The sequence below is a fragment of the Sphingopyxis sp. NFH-91 genome, from assembly GCF_021401285.1.
Classification (GTDB): Bacteria; Pseudomonadota; Alphaproteobacteria; order Sphingomonadales; family Sphingomonadaceae; genus Sphingopyxis; species Sphingopyxis terrae_A.
On sequence record NZ_JACBGA010000006.1, the window covers coordinates 154,292 to 170,041 of the forward strand.

13 protein-coding genes and 1 tRNA gene are annotated in these 15,750 nt (G+C 65.3%); 8 read left to right on the forward strand and 6 right to left on the reverse strand.

Annotated elements, in window-relative coordinates:
• The 3 genes from L0963_RS14180 to astD form a co-directional block, all read right to left on the reverse strand.
• On the reverse strand, positions 1-297 hold the full coding sequence (locus L0963_RS14180; protein ID WP_234180199.1) for a DUF2849 domain-containing protein: 297 nt from the start codon (positions 295-297) through the stop codon (positions 1-3).
• Positions 285-1,082 (reverse strand): uroporphyrinogen-III C-methyltransferase, encoded by a 798-nt coding sequence (gene cobA / locus L0963_RS14185; RefSeq protein ID WP_234180200.1) that lies wholly within the window; start codon positions 1,080-1,082, stop codon positions 285-287. Before cobA ends, L0963_RS14180 begins: the two co-directional genes overlap by 13 nt.
• An 86-nt stretch (positions 1,083-1,168) precedes the next feature.
• Complete coding sequence (gene astD, locus L0963_RS14190; protein WP_217373302.1) at positions 1,169-2,614, reverse strand: succinylglutamate-semialdehyde dehydrogenase; 1,446 nt, start codon at positions 2,612-2,614, stop codon at positions 1,169-1,171.
• A gap of 229 nt (positions 2,615-2,843) precedes the next feature.
• Here astD and L0963_RS14195 point away from each other — a divergent pair, with 229 nt between their 5' ends.
• The 3 genes from L0963_RS14195 (at position 2,844) to L0963_RS14205 (ending at position 6,422) form a co-directional block, all read left to right on the forward strand.
• Positions 2,844-3,734, forward strand: a complete 891-nt coding sequence (locus tag L0963_RS14195) for an alpha/beta fold hydrolase (RefSeq protein WP_217373303.1) — start codon at positions 2,844-2,846, stop codon at positions 3,732-3,734.
• Entirely contained in the window at positions 3,731-4,933 is a 1,203-nt protein-coding gene (locus L0963_RS14200; protein WP_234180203.1) for a glycosyltransferase, read from the forward strand. Before L0963_RS14195 ends, L0963_RS14200 begins: the two co-directional genes overlap by 4 nt.
• 85 nt (positions 4,934-5,018) lie before the next feature.
• Positions 5,019-6,422: an NAD(P)H-dependent flavin oxidoreductase gene (locus L0963_RS14205; protein WP_234180205.1), complete on the forward strand. Its 1,404-nt coding sequence runs from the start codon at positions 5,019-5,021 to the stop codon at positions 6,420-6,422.
• A gap of 42 nt (positions 6,423-6,464) precedes the next feature.
• On the opposite strand, the gene L0963_RS14210 is transcribed toward L0963_RS14205, so the two are convergent.
• A complete protein-coding gene (locus L0963_RS14210; RefSeq protein WP_186403057.1) occupies positions 6,465-7,463 on the reverse strand; it encodes a 2-hydroxyacid dehydrogenase in 999 nt (332 codons plus the stop codon).
• A 136-nt stretch (positions 7,464-7,599) separates the two neighbouring features.
• Between L0963_RS14210 and L0963_RS14215 the strand changes: the two genes are divergently transcribed.
• On the forward strand, positions 7,600-8,058 hold the full coding sequence (locus tag L0963_RS14215) for an SH3 domain-containing protein (protein WP_003044512.1): 459 nt from the start codon (positions 7,600-7,602) through the stop codon (positions 8,056-8,058).
• Positions 8,059-8,141: 83 nt separating this feature from the next.
• Here the strand turns inward: L0963_RS14215 and L0963_RS14220 are convergent, their stop codons facing one another.
• The gene (locus tag L0963_RS14220) at positions 8,142-8,606 is read right to left on the reverse strand and encodes an RcnB family protein (protein WP_003044510.1); all 465 of its coding nucleotides are present in this window, start codon (positions 8,604-8,606) and stop codon (positions 8,142-8,144) included.
• A 278-nt stretch (positions 8,607-8,884) separates the two neighbouring features.
• Entirely contained in the window at positions 8,885-10,072 is a 1,188-nt protein-coding gene (locus L0963_RS14225; protein WP_058813245.1) for an acetyl-CoA C-acyltransferase, read from the reverse strand.
• Between the two features lie 166 nt (positions 10,073-10,238).
• Here L0963_RS14225 and L0963_RS14230 point away from each other — a divergent pair, with 166 nt between their 5' ends.
• The 4 genes from L0963_RS14230 to ligD all read left to right on the forward strand — a co-directional run bounded on the left by L0963_RS14230 (position 10,239) and on the right by ligD (position 15,464).
• A complete protein-coding gene (locus L0963_RS14230; protein WP_234180207.1) occupies positions 10,239-11,693 on the forward strand; it encodes a coniferyl aldehyde dehydrogenase in 1,455 nt (484 codons plus the stop codon).
• A 66-nt stretch (positions 11,694-11,759) separates the two neighbouring features.
• Positions 11,760-11,844 (forward strand) — tRNA-Leu (locus L0963_RS14235).
• A gap of 95 nt (positions 11,845-11,939) precedes the next feature.
• Positions 11,940-12,800 carry a non-homologous end joining protein Ku gene (ku, locus tag L0963_RS14240; protein ID WP_234180209.1) on the forward strand — a complete coding sequence of 287 codons (861 nt, stop codon included), beginning with the start codon at positions 11,940-11,942 and terminating at the stop codon, positions 12,798-12,800.
• Positions 12,801-12,956: 156 nt separating this feature from the next.
• Positions 12,957-15,464: a DNA ligase D gene (ligD, locus tag L0963_RS14245; RefSeq protein ID WP_234180211.1), complete on the forward strand. Its 2,508-nt coding sequence runs from the start codon at positions 12,957-12,959 to the stop codon at positions 15,462-15,464.
• Positions 15,465-15,750 lie beyond the last annotated feature (286 nt).

Below are 15,750 nucleotides of genomic sequence, written 5' to 3' on the forward strand. Positions count from 1 at the left end.
TCAGATCACCCATTCGCCGGCGGCCGGGTCGGCGGGTTTCAGGGAAAGGTCGGGACGCACGGTCGGGCCGAGCGCGCGGATGCGGTCCTTGATATGCGCGGGGCGCGGCCCCTTCGGCGTTTCGTCGGCGCTGATGATGTAGCCGCCGTTGACGCGGCGCGCGCCGTCCTCGGCGGCGAGGATCGCCTCACCATGCTCGCCGACGTCGGCGGCGTCCTCGACATGGATCGACCAACCGCGGCCGGTCCACCAGATAACGGCGCCTGTTTTCAGGTCGTTGCCGGTTAAGATTCGCATGAGATGTCCTTCAGAGCAGTCGAAATAGCGGGGGCGCCGAGGCAGTCGAGCGCATCGGCCCGCGCCGCGACCTTGCCGACGATGATCAGCGCGGGGCTGGCCACCTGCTCGCGCGCGACGAGATCGCCGAGGTCGGTGAGCAGGGTGCGCAGCACGCGCGCGTCGGCGCTGGTGCCGCGCTCGACCACCGCGACGGGCAGGCCGGGCGAGACGCCGTCGGCGATCAGCTTGTCGGCGATGGCGGAGGCGGTCGCGAGGCCCATATAGATGACGAGGGTGCGACCGTGCCCCGCGAGCCCCGACCAGTCCTGATCGGTCAGATCCTTGCACTGGCCGGCGACGAAGCTCACCGCGCTCGCATCCTCGCGGTGGGTAAGGGGGAGGCCCGCCTGCGCGGCGCAGCCCGCGGCGGCGGTGATGCCGGGGATGACCTCGCAGGCAACGCCCGCGTCGCGCGCCGCGTCGAGTTCTTCGCCGCCGCGCCCGAAGATGAAGGGATCGCCGCCCTTCAGCCGCACGACCTGCTTGCCGGCGCGCGCCTCGCGGACGATCAGTTCATTGATGAGCCCCTGCTTCATCGTGTGGCGGCTGCGCTGCTTGGCGACGCTGATCCGCTCGACATGCGCCGGGATCAGCGCGAGCACGCCCGCGCCAACCAGCCCGTCATGAACGACAAGGTCGGCGCTTGCCAGCAGTCGCGCGGCGCGCAGCGTCAGCAAGTCGGGATCGCCCGGCCCGGCGCCGACGAGCCACAGCTTGCCCGCCAAAGAAGGTTGCTTTTCCATGCCACCCTAATTGGTCGGGGGGCGCCGGAATCGCAAAGCAGGCTTTGTTGGCGAGGGTGAAGCTAAAATTGCCTCCGACCTGGCGGTCAGAGATATTTCTTCGTCACCAGCTTCGGCGTGTCGTCATCGCGCAGGCCGACCCCGATCGAGGCGCGCAGCGCATCGCTTTCGGAACTGGCTACCGGATAGGCGCAATAGTCGGCGGCATAAAAGGCGCTCGGTCGGTGATTGCCGGACAGGCCGACGCCGCCAAAGGGCGCGGCCGACGAGGCGCCGTTGGTCGGCCGGTTCCAGTTGATGACGCCGGCGCGGGCATTCGCCCAGAACTGGTCGTAAAGCTGGGGCGTCCCGCCGATTAGCGCCGCCGAGAGGCCAAAGGCGGTGTTGTTCGCCTCGGCAATCGCGGCTTCGAAACTGTCGACGCGGATCACCTGGAGCAGCGGTCCGAACAGTTCGATATCGGGGCGTTCGGGCATCGCGGTGACGTCGATGATGCCGGGGGTAAGGAAGGGGCGGTTTGCATCGGGCCGCGTCATGTGGCGGATCACCTGGCCGCCGTTCGACATCAGGATCAGAAAGCTTTCGGTCAGTCCGTCGGCGGCCTCGTTGTCGATTACCGGCCCCATATAGGGGGCAGGGTCGGCGTGGGGATGACCGACGATCAGCCGTCCCGAGAGCGTCTTGACCTCGGCGAGCAGTTGGTCGGCCAGATCCTGTTTGACGATCAGCCGCCGGGCATTGCTGCACCGCTGGCCCGCGCTCAGGAAGGCGGACTGGACAACGATCGTTGCCGCGGTCGCGATGTCGGCGGTGTCCCAGACGACGATCGGATTGTTGCCACCCATTTCGAGCGCGACGATCTTCCCCGGCTGTTCGGCGAACTGGCGGTTGATCGCGACCCCGGTGCGCGCCGACCCGGTGAACAGCAATCCGTCGATGCCGGGATGCGCGGCCAGCGCCTTGCCCGCGTCGGGTCCGCCGATGACGAGCCGCACGACTTCTTCGGGAACGCCGGCGCCGTGGAGCAGTTCGACAAGTCGCGCGCCAACCGCAGGGGTTTTTTCCGACGGTTTGAACAGCACCGAATTGCCGGCGATCAACGCCGGCACGATATGGCCGTTCGGCAGATGCGCAGGGAAATTATAGGGGCCAAGGACGGCAAGCGCGCCATGCGGCTTGTGGCGCACCGCGTTGCGCAGCCCCATCGCGCCTTCGATCCGGCGGTTGGGGGTGCGTTCGGCATAGGCCTTGATCGAGATATCGACCTTGTTCGCGACCGATTCGACCTCGGTCCGGGCTTCCCACAAGGGCTTGCCGGTCTCGCGCGCAATCAGATCGGCGAGCTGTTCGCCATCGGCCTTCACCCGGTCGGCAAAGCGGCGCAGCGTTTCGGTGCGGAAGGTGACGGGCTTCGCGGCCCAGGCGGGCCAGGCGGCGCGCGCGGTTGCAACTTCGGCGTCGATGTCACTGATACGGCCGCGCCATAATTCGGCGCCGGTTGCCGGCTCGAAGGACAGAAGGTCTTCGCTCATCCCCGTTCCCCCGTCGATTTGGGCGCGCAAAGGCGCCAGTGCGCTCGATCATTGGGGGGCGGCAAAAGCATTGTCGCCCTCTTATCTGCGAAAGCGTACGGCGGCAACCGCGATAGGCCCCGCAACAGCGAAAGCGGGCCGATTGTCACGGGCGCGACACGGTGACTTGCACCGGCGCGCGCGGTTCGCGATAGAGGCGGATAGTATCGGCTTAAGGGGACGGGCAATTTTGGCGCGACAGGATGCACAGCGCGAATGGAGCGATCATTTTTGGTGGTCGGCCGACGGCGTTCGCCTGCACGCGCGCATCTATGACGGACCCCCGACCGCGGCGGAGGCGCCGCCGATCCTGTGTATGCCCGGCTTGGCGCGCAACGCCCGCGATTTCGAGGCGCTGGCACCGCATATAGCGGCGCAGCGGCGCGTGATTGTGATCGAGTTCCGCGGGCGAGGCGAGAGCGCCTATGCCAAGGATCCGATGACCTATGTCCCGCTGACCTATGTCCAGGATGTCGTCGCGTTGATCGACGAGCTGGCGATCGCGCGCTTCGCGACGGTCGGCACGTCGCTCGGCGGGCTGGTGTCGATGTTCCTTGCCGCCAGCCTGCCGGGTCGTCTCGTCGGCGCCGTACTCAACGACGTCGGCCCTGAACTCGAGGTGGCAGGGCTCGATCGCATCCGCGACTATATCGGAGCCGGCGGCAGCCAGCCGACGTGGATGCACGCGGCGCGCGCCTATGCCGAGCTCAACGCCGCGGTTTATCCGGACTATGACATTCACGACTGGCTGCGCATTACCAAGCGCACCCACCGGCTGACCCCCGAAGGACGCATAGTCACCGATTACGACAAGCAGATTGCGGCGCCGCTGCGCCTTGCCGGCGATCAAGAGGGTATCGACCTGTGGCCCGCCTATCGCGCGCTCGGCGCTGCACCGGTGCTGATCCTGCGCGGCGCGCTGTCGGACATTCTCGCTGGAACGGCTGCCGCAAAAATGCAGGCCACGCTGCCCCATGCGACGCTGGTCGAGGTTCCGGGCGTCGGTCATGCGCCGACGATGGACGAGCCCGCGGCGCGCGCGGCGATCGACGCCTGGATCGCGGCGCTTCCCGCCGCGTGACCGAAGTCGGCGCGATCGAGGAGCGGGAGCATCCGGTGCGCATCCTTCACCTTCACTCGAGCTTTTCGCTCGGCGGCAAGGAGGCGCGGTCGGTTCGCCTGATGAACCTGATGGGCGACCGGGCGCAGCACACGATCCTGTCGGCGGTCCCCGATGCGCTCGGCGCGCGCGATGCGATCGATCCGGGGATCGACGTCAGCTTTCCAACCGATGCGCCGCCGCTCGCCGGGCGGCCGTCGCTGGCGCGTTTCCGCGATCTTGCGACCTATATCTACCGCTTCGACCTGGCGCTCAGCTATAATTGGGGCGCGATGGACGGGGTGATGGCGCACCGGCTCTACTGGCATCGCTGGTGGTATCAGATGCCGCCATGCCTGATTCATCACGAGGATGGGTTCAACGAGGACGAAAGCGTCCGGCGCAACTGGAAGCGCAACCTCTATCGCCGCTATGCGCTGCGTACTGCCGCGGGCGTCGTCGTTCCCTCGACACTGCTCGCCGGGATCGCGGCGGACGAGTGGAAACTGCCGCCCGATCGCATCCATCTGATCCGCAACGGGATCGACGTTGCCGCCTATGCCGCCGCGCCGTCGGTGCCCATCCCGGGCTTCGTCCGCCGGCCGGGCGAGGTGGTGATCGGGACGGTAGCGGGGCTACGCAAGGTCAAGGATCTGCCGCGCCTCGTGCGCGCGGTCGCGGCGCTGCCGCCGCATGTGCGGCTGGTAATCGTGGGGGAGGGGCCAGAGCGCGCGGCGATCGCCGCCGAGGCGGCGGCGTGCGGCATGACCGACCGGCTGGTGCTTGCAGGGTTCATGCCCGAACCGGCGCGCTGGATCGGTCATTTCGACCTGCTCGCGCTTTCGTCGCGTGGCGAACAGGCACCGATTGCGGTGATCGAGGCGATGGCGGCGGGCCTGCCCGTCGTCAGTCCGGCGGTCGGCGATGTGACGGCGATGGTGGGCGAGGCGAACCGCCCGTTCATCGCGGCGGATGAGGCGGGTTTTCGCGCCGCGCTGGCGCGCCTTGCGGACGATGCGGCGTTGCGCGCAGCGGTGGGTGCGGAGAATCGGCGCGTTGCCGCCGAGCGCTTCACCGAATCCGGGATGGTCGCGGGCTATCAAAGCCTCTATGCTCGTGCGCTGGAAGGTTATGACGTTTTTACGGGGCGTTTCCTGGGGTCGGACTCCGCCTTCGATTGACAAAGGCGGTCCGGTTCCGCTTACGGAAACGGAAAATGGGGGCTGGCGCGCGGCTGCGCAGCCGGCGGAGAGAGAGAGGTTTATAGTGTTCAAAGGTTTGAAGCCCATCCTTTACGGCGGACGCGAAGTCTGGCCGCTGGTCGAGGGCGGGAAGGGCGTGTCGGCGACCAACCATATGTCGAGCGGCGCCTGGGCCGCGGCCGGCGGGATCGGCACCGTTTCGGCGGTCAACGCCGACAGCTACGACGCCGAAGGCAAGATCGTACCGCAGGTCTATCGCGCTGCGACGCGCCGCGAACGGCACGAAGAACTGGTCCGCTACGCCATCGACGGCGCGGTCGAACAGGTGAAGCGCGCCTATGATCTCGCCAGCGGAAAGGGCGCGATCAACATCAACGTCCTGTGGGAAATGGGCGGAGCGCAGCAGGTATTGGAAGGCGTGCTCGAACGCACCAAGGGGCTGATCACCGGCGTCACCTGCGGCGCGGGGATGCCGTACAAGCTCAGCGAAATCGCCGCGCGGCACAATGTTCATTATCTGCCGATCATCTCGTCGGCGCGCGCGTTTCGCGCGCTCTGGAAGCGCGCCTATCACAAGGTCGCGCATCTCATGGCGGCGGTCGTCTACGAAGATCCGTGGCTCGCCGGCGGGCACAACGGCCTGTCGAACGCCGAAGACCCGCTCAAGCCCGAAGATCCCTATCCGCGCGTCAAGGCGCTGCGCGACACGATGCGCGCCGAGGGGATTTCGGACGAGGTGCCGATTGTGATGGCGGGCGGCGTCTGGTATCTGCGCGACTGGAACCACTGGATCGACAATCCCGAATTGGGCTCGATCGCCTTTCAATATGGCACGCGGCCGCTGCTGACGCAGGAAAGCCCGATCCCGCAGGCGTGGAAGGACCGGCTGCGCACGCTCGACGAGGGCGATGTGCTGCTCCACCGCTTCTCGCCCACCGGCTTTTATTCGAGCGCGGTGCGCAATCCTTTCCTGCGCGATCTCGAAGCGCGGTCGGAGCGGCAGATTCCCTATTCGAAGCAAGAAGCGGGCGACCATGTCGCGCAACTCGATGTCGGCGTGAAGGGCCGCAATTTCTGGGTGACCCCCCACGACCGCGACCGCGCGCGCGACTGGGTGGCCGAAGGCTATACCACGGCGCTCAAGACGCCCGACAATACGGTCGTCTTCGTCACCGAAGAGGACAAGGCCGTGATCCGCAAGGATCAGGCCGATTGCATGGGCTGCCTGTCGCACTGCGGCTTTTCGGCGTGGAAGGACCATGACGATTATTCGACCGGTTACCTCGCCGATCCGCGCAGCTTCTGCATCCAGAAAACGCTGCAGGACATCGCGCACGGCGGCGACGTCGACCAGAATCTGATGTTCGCGGGCCACGCCGCGTTCAACTTCAAGACCGATCCCTTTTATTCCAACAACTTCACCCCGACGGTAAAGGAACTGGTCGACCGGATTCTGACGGGGGATTGATGGACCCCGTCGCCCCCGCGCAGGCGGGAGGCGACGGGTCCTCTAAGCCCACCCCTCCAGCACCTGATCGGGCGGCCGGTGCCCGTCGCACCAGGCGCGGATGTTGGCGATGACCTTTTCGCCCGACGCCTCGCGGCCCTCGATTGTCGCCGAGCCGAGGTGGGGTAGCAGCACGACATTGTCGAGCGCGAGCAGGTCGGGGTCGACCGCGGGCTCGTGCGTATAGACGTCAAGCCCCGCGCCCGCGATGCGACCGGTCTTGAGCGCCGCGATCAGCGCCTTTTCGTCGATGATTTCGCCGCGTGCGGTGTTGATCAGATAGGCGGTCGGCTTCATCGCGCCGATACGCGCCGCGCTGACCATTTCATGGGTTTCGGCGGTGTGTGGGCAGTGGATCGTGACCACGTCGCTGATCCGCAACAGCGTGTCGACGCTCGCATGATAGCTCGCGCCCAATTCCTCTTCGATTGTTTCGGGTAGGCGGCGACGGTTGTGATAGTGGATCGACAGGCCGAAGGCGCGAGCGCGCCGCGCGACGGCGAGGCCGATGCGTCCCATGCCGACGATGCCGAGCAATTTGCCGCCAACGCGGTGGCCCAGCATCGCGCTCGGCGCCCAGCCCTGCCATTTGCCCGAGCGCATCAGCTTTTCGCCCTCGGCCAGCCGGCGCGGGACCGACAGGATCAGCGCCATGGTCATGTCGGCGGTGTCCTCGGTAAAGACTCCGGGGGTGTTGGCGACCATGATGCCCTTCGCGCGCGCCGCGGCGAGGTCGATATGGTCGACCCCGGCCCCGAAATTGGCGATCAGCTTGAGCCGGTCGCCCGCGGCGCCGATGATCTCGGCGTCGATCTCGTCGGTCACGGTCGGCACCAGCACGTCGCAATCGGCGACTGCGGCCTTGAGCTCGTCCTTGGTAAAGGCGTGATCGTGCGCCGACAGGGCGACATCGAACAATTCGGCCATGCGCGCCTCGACCGCCGGCATCAACTGGCGGGTGACGATGACGCGCGGGCGTTTGGGGCGGGATGAATCGGGCATGGCGCCGATAGAGCGCGGCGGCGCGTGGGGGTCAAGAGGGCCAAGCGTGCGCCCACGCGAAAGCCGCTGTGGACGAACGGGGCGAAGGCTGCGGCGAACGGTTGAAAAGCGCCCCCGATTTTGACAAGGCAGGCGAATGACCAGCCGCACGATATTCGCCCTCCTGACGCTGGCCGTGGCGACCGGACCCGCCGCGGCGCAAAGCGATCCCGAACTGCCCTATTGGGCGTCGATCAGCGTCGACGAGGCGCGGATGCGCAAGGGGCCGTCGCCCGATGTGCCCGTCGTGTGGGAATATCGGCGCAAGGATCTGCCCGTCAAAGTGGTCGCGCGCCACGATATATGGCGCAAGATCGAGGATCCCGACGGGACGCAGGGGTGGATGGCGGCGCGGCTGCTCAGCCGCACGCGCACCGCGATCGTCACCGGCGGCATCCGTCCGATGCGCGAAAAGCCCGACGCCGCCGCGGCGATCGCCTTTCGCGCCGAGGCCGGTGTGGTCGGCCGCATCACCGACTGCAAGGACGGCTGGTGCCTGTTCAACGTGAAGGGCCGCAAGGGCTGGATCGAAACCGACCACATATGGGGCGATTGATCACCCGCAACCCATGACCCCGCAACGCATGACAAAGGGGCCGGCAGTCGCCTGCCGGCCCCTTCTCTCGTCACCGTTGGCGTTTAGCGCCAGCGGAAGTGGTTGTAATAGACGCGAACGACCTTGCCCGTGCGCACATTGACCAGCAGCAGGTCGTTATAGTGGCGGACATAGGCCAGGTTGCGGCCCGCCTTCGGCACACCCCAGCGCGCATCATAGTTCAGGCGATAGGTCGGGGCGTAATAGGTCGAACGCAGCGAATTGCCGACCGCGAAGCGGTGATAGCTGAACGGCGCACGCCAGTTCTGGTAGCGATTGTCGCGGCGCCAGTCGCGCTTGTCCTCGCGATATTCGCGCTTCGCGTCGCGCACGTCGCGGTGGGCATCGCGCACATCATGGCGATCGCCATAGCGCTTCGCATGGTTGAGGTCGCGCTGTTCCTGGCGAATATCCTGCCGATCGCGGGCGAGCTCGCGGGTCTGGGCCTGCGCCATGGCGGGGACCATCATCGCGGCGATCAGGCCGGCGGTGAGAATTTTGCTCTTCATAATGCCATTCCTTGTCTTGCCGTCAGGGGGAGGGGATCTGCCCGATGACAGGGAAAGGATTAGGCGAGTCGATTTGAACGGAGCCGGAATGCCGCGTTTATTTTGAGGACATTAGTGTCGCAAAGTGTCGCGCGGGTTGAAAAATGGCCGCGGCGCGATCGTCGCCATGCTTCGTCATTGCGAACGGCGGAGCCGCGCGGCAATCCAGAGCCGGCATAAACCGCTCTGGATTGCTTCACCCGGCTTTCGCCGGGTCGCAATGACAGCATGGAGCTGGCTTAAACCAACTCGACCGCGACCGCGGTGGCTTCGCCGCCGCCGATGCACAGGCTTGCGATGCCGCGCTTCTTGCCGTGGCGCTGAAGCGCGGCGATCAGCGTGGTGATGATGCGCGTGCCGCTGGCGCCGATCGGATGGCCGAGCGCGGTCGCGCCGCCGTGGACGTTGATCTTGTCGTGCGAAATGCCAAGGTCGTGCATCGCGAACATCGCGACGCAGGCGAAGGCTTCGTTGACTTCGAACAGGTCGACGTCGCCGATCGACCAGCCGGCCTTCGCCAGCACCTTGTTGATCGCGCCGACCGGGGCAACCGTGAAATCCTTGGGTTCCTGCGCGTGCGCGGCATGCGCGACGAGCTTGGCGACCGGCTTCTTGCCCTTCGCTTCGGCGACCGACTGGCGCGTCAGTACGACCGCGGCAGCGCCGTCGGAGATCGACGAGCTGGTCGCTGCGGTGATCGTGCCGTCCTTGGCGAAGGCGGGGCGCAGCGTCGGGATCTTGTCGGGGTTGCCCTTGCCGGGCTGTTCGTCGGTGTCGACGACAACCTCGCCCTTGCGGGTGGTCAGCGTGACGGGCGTGATTTCGGCGGCGAAGGCGCCGTCGGCGATCGCCGCCTGGGCGCGCTTCAGCGATTCGATCGAATAATCGTCCTGCGCCTGGCGGCTGAGCTGATAGGCGTCGGCGGTGTCCTGCGCGAAAGTGCCCATGGCGCGGCCGGCGTCATACGCGTCCTCCAGCCCGTCGAGGAACATATGGTCATAGGCGGTGTCATGGCCGATGCGCGCGCCCGAACGATGCTTCTTGAGCAGATAGGGGGCGTTCGTCATCGACTCCATGCCGCCTGCAACGACGAGATCGATGCTGCCTGCGGCGAGCGCCTCGGCGCCCATGATGACGGTCTGCATGCCCGAACCGCACACCTTGTTGACGGTCGTCGCCTGCACCGACTTGGGCAGGCCCGCCTTGATCGCCGCCTGACGTGCCGGCGCCTGGCCGAGCCCGGCGGGCAGCACGCAGCCCATATAGATGCGTTCGACATCGTCGCCGGCAACGCCCGCGCGCTCGACCGCCGCCTTCACCGCGGTCGCGCCGAGATCGGTCGCGCTCGCGTCCGACAACACGCCCTGCATGCCGCCCATCGGGGTGCGGGCATAGGAGAGGAAAACGACGGGATCGGTGGCGGTCATGGCAAAAGACTCCGTAGGGGAAAGGTCATCGGTGGCCCGATTAGCGCCTTTGCTGCACTTGCGAAAGGGGGTGGGGTAGGGGGATCGCCCTAAACGATGCGCGTTTCAACTTGAAACCCGCTGCAGAGCGTGGTCAAACAGGCGCAATCATATGGGGAGACGGGTCATGGCCACCGCCATCAAGGAAGATATCGCCAGCGAAACCGCGCGGATGCAGCGCGTGCTCGAAACGCAGCGCGTCAGCTTTACCGCCGCGATGCCCGAAAGCCTGTCGGTCCGCACCGACCGCATCGACCGCGCGATCGCGCTGCTGGTCGATCATGCCGAGGATTTCGCCAAGGCGGTGAGCGAGGATTTCGGCCATCGCAGCCGCGAACAGACGTTGATGACCGACATCATGCCGTCGGTTAGCGCCCTCAAACATGCCAAGAAGCATATGGCGGCCTGGTCGCGCGGCGAAAAGCGCAAGCCCACCTTTCCGCTCGGCCTGCTCGGTGCGAAAGCCGAAGTCGTCTATCAGCCGAAGGGCGTCGTCGGTGTGGTCGCTCCATGGAATTTTCCGGTCGGCATGGTCTTCGTGCCGATGGCGGGGATATTGGCCGCGGGCAACCGCGCGATGATCAAGCCGAGCGAGTTTACCGAGAATGTCTCCGACCTGATGGCGCGCCTTGTCCCCGACTATTTTGACGAGAGCGAAATGGCGGTATTCACGGGCGGGGCCGATGTCGGCGTCGCTTTCTCGAAGCTGGCGTTCGACCATCTGATCTTCACCGGGGCGACGAGCGTCGGCAAGCATATCATGCGTGCTGCGGCGGATAATCTCGTGCCCGTGACGCTCGAGCTGGGTGGCAAGTCGCCGACGTTCATCGGGCGCAGCGCGAACAAGGACCTCGTCGGTCAGCGCGTTGCGCTCGGCAAGATGATGAACGCGGGGCAGATCTGCCTGGCGCCCGACTATCTGCTCGTCGCCGAGGATCAGGAGGGCGAGGTGATCGACAGCGTGAGCAAGGGCGTCGCGTCGCTCTATCCGACGCTGCTCAAGAATGACGACTATACGTCGGTCGTCAACGGCCGCAATTTCGACCGCCTGCAGGGCTATCTGGCCGATGCGCGCGAGAAGGGCGCCGAGGTGATCGAGGTCAATCCCGCGAACGAGGATTTCGCGAGCGCCAACGGCCACAAGATGCCGCTTCATATCGTGCGCGGCGCGACCGACGATATGAAGGTGATGCAGGAGGAAATCTTCGGCCCGATCCTGCCGGTCAAGACCTACAAGACCATCGACGAGGCGATCGATTATGTGAATGCGCACGATCGTCCGCTCGGCCTTTATTATTTCGGGCAGGACAAAAGCGAGGAGGACCGCGTGCTGACGCGGACGATTTCGGGCGGCGTTACGGTCAACGACGTGCTGTTTCATAATGCGATGGAAGACCTGCCCTTCGGCGGGGTCGGACCGTCGGGAATGGGCAATTATCACGGGCTGGACGGCTTCCGCACCTTCAGTCACGCGCGCGCCGTCTATCGCCAGCCCAAGCTCGACGTCGCCGGGCTCGCCGGCTTCAAGCCGCCCTATGGCAAGGCGACCGCCAAGACGCTGGCGAAGGAATTGAAGAAATAGCTTGGCAAGCGGCGGCGCTTCGCCCTAGGGGGAGCGCCGCGCTTTCGGGCGATGCGCCCGTGGCAGGCCCCTGTGGTGAAATTGGTAGACGCGCTCGACTCAAAATCGAGTTCCGCAAGGAGTGCTGGTTCGAGTCCGGCCAGGGGCACCATAACCGAGAATCGACCTTCAGACGCGTAACGGCTCTGGCGGAACCCGCATGGCAGGCCGCGCATTGCATTCGCATTCCGCTATGGAGGTTTGCAGATGGTGCAACGCGCCTATTGGAAGGGTCAGATCCGCCTCGCGCTGGTGTCGATCCCGGTCGAAATCTATCCGGCGACCAAATCGGGGGCGAGCGTCAGCTTTCGCCAGATCCACGAACCGAGCGGCAAGCCGGTCAAATATGAAAAGGTGGTGCCCGGCATCGGCGCCATCGATACCGATGATATCGTCAAGGGCTATGAGGTGTCGAAGGGCCAGTATGTCCTGCTCGACGAAGAAGAGATCGAGGCGGTCAAGCTGGAGAGCAAGCGCACGCTCGAACTGGTCCAGTTCGTCGACGCGAGCGACATCGACATCCTCTATTATGAAAAGCCCTATTATGTCGTCCCCGCCGACGATCTGGCCGAGGAAGCCTATATCGTGCTGCGCGAAGCGCTGCGGCGAACGAAGAAGGTGGGGCTGGGGCAGCTTGCGCTGCGCGGTCAGGAGCAGCTCGTCGGGCTGCGTCCCTGCGGCAAGGGGCTGGTGCTCGAAGTGCTGCGCTATGCCGAGGAAGTGAACAAGGCCGCCAGCTATTTCCGCGACGTGCCCGCGAGCAAGCCCGACGCCGACCTGCTCGATCTCGCCGAAACGCTGATCGACAAGAAGAGCGGCAAGTTCGACGCCGCCGACTATCACAATCACTATGTCGATGCGCTGAAGCGCGTCATCGCCAAGAAAGCGAAAGCCAAGGGCAAGCGCGTGCTCGAGGATGTCGGGGAGCCCGCCGATGTGCGCGAAGGATCGAATGTCATTGATCTGATGGCAGCGCTCAAGGCGTCGGTCGACGGCAAGAAAACGGCCGCCGCTGCGACGAAGAAGAAGGCGCCCGCCAAAAAGGCGCCGGCGAAAAAGCGGGCATAGTCTCGTGAACGCCGGATTGCCCTCGGCTATTGTGTGCCCCTGCGAAGGCAGGGGTCCATCATCCGGCCTCGTGCCATTTTCCTACGGTTCGGCTCGCATCGCCCGCTTCGGTGATGGGCCCCTGCCTTCGCAGGGGCGCAGACAAGGTGGAACGCGATGACCCTTGCCGACCCTCTCGCCCAATATAACAAGAAGCGCGATTTCAAGCTGACCCCCGAACCCGCGGGCAAGGTTGCGAAGGGGGGCGGCAATCGCTTCATCGTCCAGAAACACGACGCGACGCGCCTCCATTACGACTTCCGGCTCGAAGTCGATGGCGTGCTCAAGAGCTGGGCGGTCACCAAGGGGCCGAGCGCGAACCCCGACGACAAGCGGCTCGCGGTGCGCACCGAAGATCATCCGATGGCCTATGCCGATTTCGAGGGGGTGATCCCCAAGGGCGAATATGGCGGCGGTTCGGTGATGCTGTGGGATCGCGGCACCTGGGCGCCGGTCGCGAGGAAGAGCGCGAAGGATCTGGAAAAGGGCCATCTTCACTTCACCCTCGACGGCGAGCGGATGAAGGGCGAATGGCTGCTCGTCCGCATGAAGCCTCGCGCCGGTGAAAAGCGCGAGAACTGGCTGCTTTGCAAGATCGACGACGCCTATGCGGGGGGCAGCGACGACTTGACCGGCCGCTACCTCACCAGCGTCCTCACCGATCGCCCGATGGCCGAGATCGCGGGCGACGAAGACGGCGAGCAATCGCTGAAGGGCGCAAAGGGCGAAGCGTTCGCGAAGAAGATGGCGGCAGCGGCGGCGCACAATCGCAAGGTCGCCAAAGGCTCAAAAGCCGGCGCCAAGCCGCCCAAATTCCGCAAGCTGCAGCTGGCGACGCTCGTCGACAGCGTGCCGGCCGGCAACAACTGGTTCTACGAGATCAAGTTCGACGGTTATCGCGCGCTCGTCGCCGCGGCGGGGGATCAGGTCGTCGTCTACACGCGCAGCGGGCTCGACTGGACCGACAAGTTCGCCCCGCTCGCCCGCCCTATCGCCGCGCTCGACCTGCCGCCGTGTCTGATCGACGGTGAGATCGTCGCCTATGGCAAGGACGGCAACCCCGACTTCTCCTCGCTCCAGGCAGTCCTGAAACGCGGCCACGGCGCGCAGGACGAGGCGACCGACCTGCATTTCTTCGCCTTCGACCTGCTCGAAGAGAACGGCAAGTCGCTCACCGCACTCGGCAATCTAGAACGCAAGGAACGTCTCGAGGCGCTGCTCCGCGATGCAGCGCCGCCGATTGCGGTCGCCGATCATGTCATCGGCGCGGGCGAAAAGCTCTATGAGGCGATGTGCGGCGCAGGGCAGGAGGGCATCATCGCCAAGCGCGCCGATGCACCCTATGCCGGCCGCCGGTCGAAAAACTGGGTGAAGGTCAAATGCACCCGCCGCCAGGAATTCATCATCGTCGGTTGGAAGGAGAGTTCGGCGAAGGCACGTCCCTTCGGCTCGCTACTTCTCGCGCAGCGCGAAAAGGGCGAGCTTGTCTACAAGGGCAATGTCGGCACCGGCTTCGATGCCGATACGATGGCGATGCTCGCGGCGAAGTTCGCGGGCCGCGCGCGCAAGACGGCGCCGGTCGATGTCGACAAGGCGGCGGCGCGCAAGGTCCATTGGGTAAGGCCCGACCTTGTCGCCGAGATCGCTTTCGCCGAATATACCGCCAGCGGCTCGGTCCGCCACGCAAGCTTCGCCGGGCTGCGCGCCGACAAGGAGGCGAAGGACGTGAAACCCGAAACCAAGGCCAAGGCTCCCAGCGCGGTCAGCGACGTGAAGATCAGCAGCCGCGACCGCGTCATCTTCCCTGAGGCAAAGGCGACGAAGGGCGACCTCGCCGACTATTATGCCGCGGTGGCGCCGGTCATGCTCCCCCACCTCGCGCGCCGCCCGGCCAGCCTGGTCCGCTGTCCGCAGGGACGCGCGAAGCAATGCTTCTTCCAGAAGCATGATTCAGGCTCTTTCGGCCCGCACGTCCACCACGTTCCGATCGAAGAGAAGGACGGCGGCGTTGAGGATTATCTCTATGTCGAGGATGCGGACGGCATCCTCGCCTGCGTCCAGATGGGGACGATCGAATTTCACGGCTGGGGCAGCCACGTCGATACGCTCGAACAGCCGGACCGCATGGTCTTCGACCTCGACCCCGACGAAGGGCTCGACTTCGCCGACGTCAAAAAGGCCGCGGCGGATTTGAAGCGCCAACTCGCCGACATCGGCCTCGTCAGCTTCGCGATGCTCTCGGGCGGCAAGGGCGTCCATGTCGTCGTGCCGCTCGATCCGGGGCACAGCTGGGACGCGCACAAGGATTTTGCGAAGCGCTTTGCCGAGGCGATGAGCCTTGCCGAACCCGATCGTTTCGTCGCGACGATGAGCAAGGCAAAGCGCAAGGGAAAGATCTTCATCGACTGGCTGCGCAACCAGCGCGGCAGCACCGCAATCATGCCCTATTCGGCGCGCGCGCGGGCGGGGGCGCCGGTGGCGGTTCCCATCGACTGGGACGGGCTGGCCGCCATCGACAGCGCGCGCCACTGGACGATCGCAGACGCCCGCGCCTTGCTCGATCGCGCCGCGAGCCCCACGCTGAAGGGATGGGGATTTGCGCGGCAGGCGCTGCCCGCGATCTGACCCCGCATCGGCGCTGCGATCCTCCCGCTTTCGAGGCCCGAAAAATACGATGCTTAGCCATTTAATGTTGCAATTCTGGCACCGTTAAAATGGGGAAAATGTGCAAATTATTCATAATCGGGTTGCATGCTTATCGGGTGGTTCGGTCAACTTGTTGAAAGCAGGTTAACCTTACTCGGGACATGATTGAATATTTTACAGAATTCGGATATTCTTGCCCGACCAGGCGTGAATATTCTCCGCTAGTTCGATGCCATTTCCTTCCATCGGGATGGCATTGTGGATC

Excerpts from the sequence above, each read along its gene's own strand:
- L0963_RS14180 (WP_234180199.1), bottom strand. The coding sequence starts at position 297 with ATGCGAATCTTAACCGGCAACGACCTGAAAACAGGCGCCGTTATCTGG.
- cobA (WP_234180200.1), bottom strand. The coding sequence starts at position 1,082 with ATGGAAAAGCAACCTTCTTTGGCGGGCAAGCTGTGGCTCGTCGGCGCC.
- astD (WP_217373302.1), bottom strand. The coding sequence starts at position 2,614 with ATGAGCGAAGACCTTCTGTCCTTCGAGCCGGCAACCGGCGCCGAATTA.
- L0963_RS14210 (WP_186403057.1), bottom strand. The coding sequence starts at position 7,463 with ATGCCCGATTCATCCCGCCCCAAACGCCCGCGCGTCATCGTCACCCGC.
- L0963_RS14215 (WP_003044512.1), top strand. The coding sequence starts at position 7,600 with ATGACCAGCCGCACGATATTCGCCCTCCTGACGCTGGCCGTGGCGACC.
- L0963_RS14220 (WP_003044510.1), bottom strand. The coding sequence starts at position 8,606 with ATGAAGAGCAAAATTCTCACCGCCGGCCTGATCGCCGCGATGATGGTC.
- L0963_RS14225 (WP_058813245.1), bottom strand. The coding sequence starts at position 10,072 with ATGACCGCCACCGATCCCGTCGTTTTCCTCTCCTATGCCCGCACCCCG.
- L0963_RS14230 (WP_234180207.1), top strand. The coding sequence starts at position 10,239 with ATGGCCACCGCCATCAAGGAAGATATCGCCAGCGAAACCGCGCGGATG.
- ku (WP_234180209.1), top strand. The coding sequence starts at position 11,940 with ATGGTGCAACGCGCCTATTGGAAGGGTCAGATCCGCCTCGCGCTGGTG.
- ligD (WP_234180211.1), top strand. The coding sequence starts at position 12,957 with ATGACCCTTGCCGACCCTCTCGCCCAATATAACAAGAAGCGCGATTTC.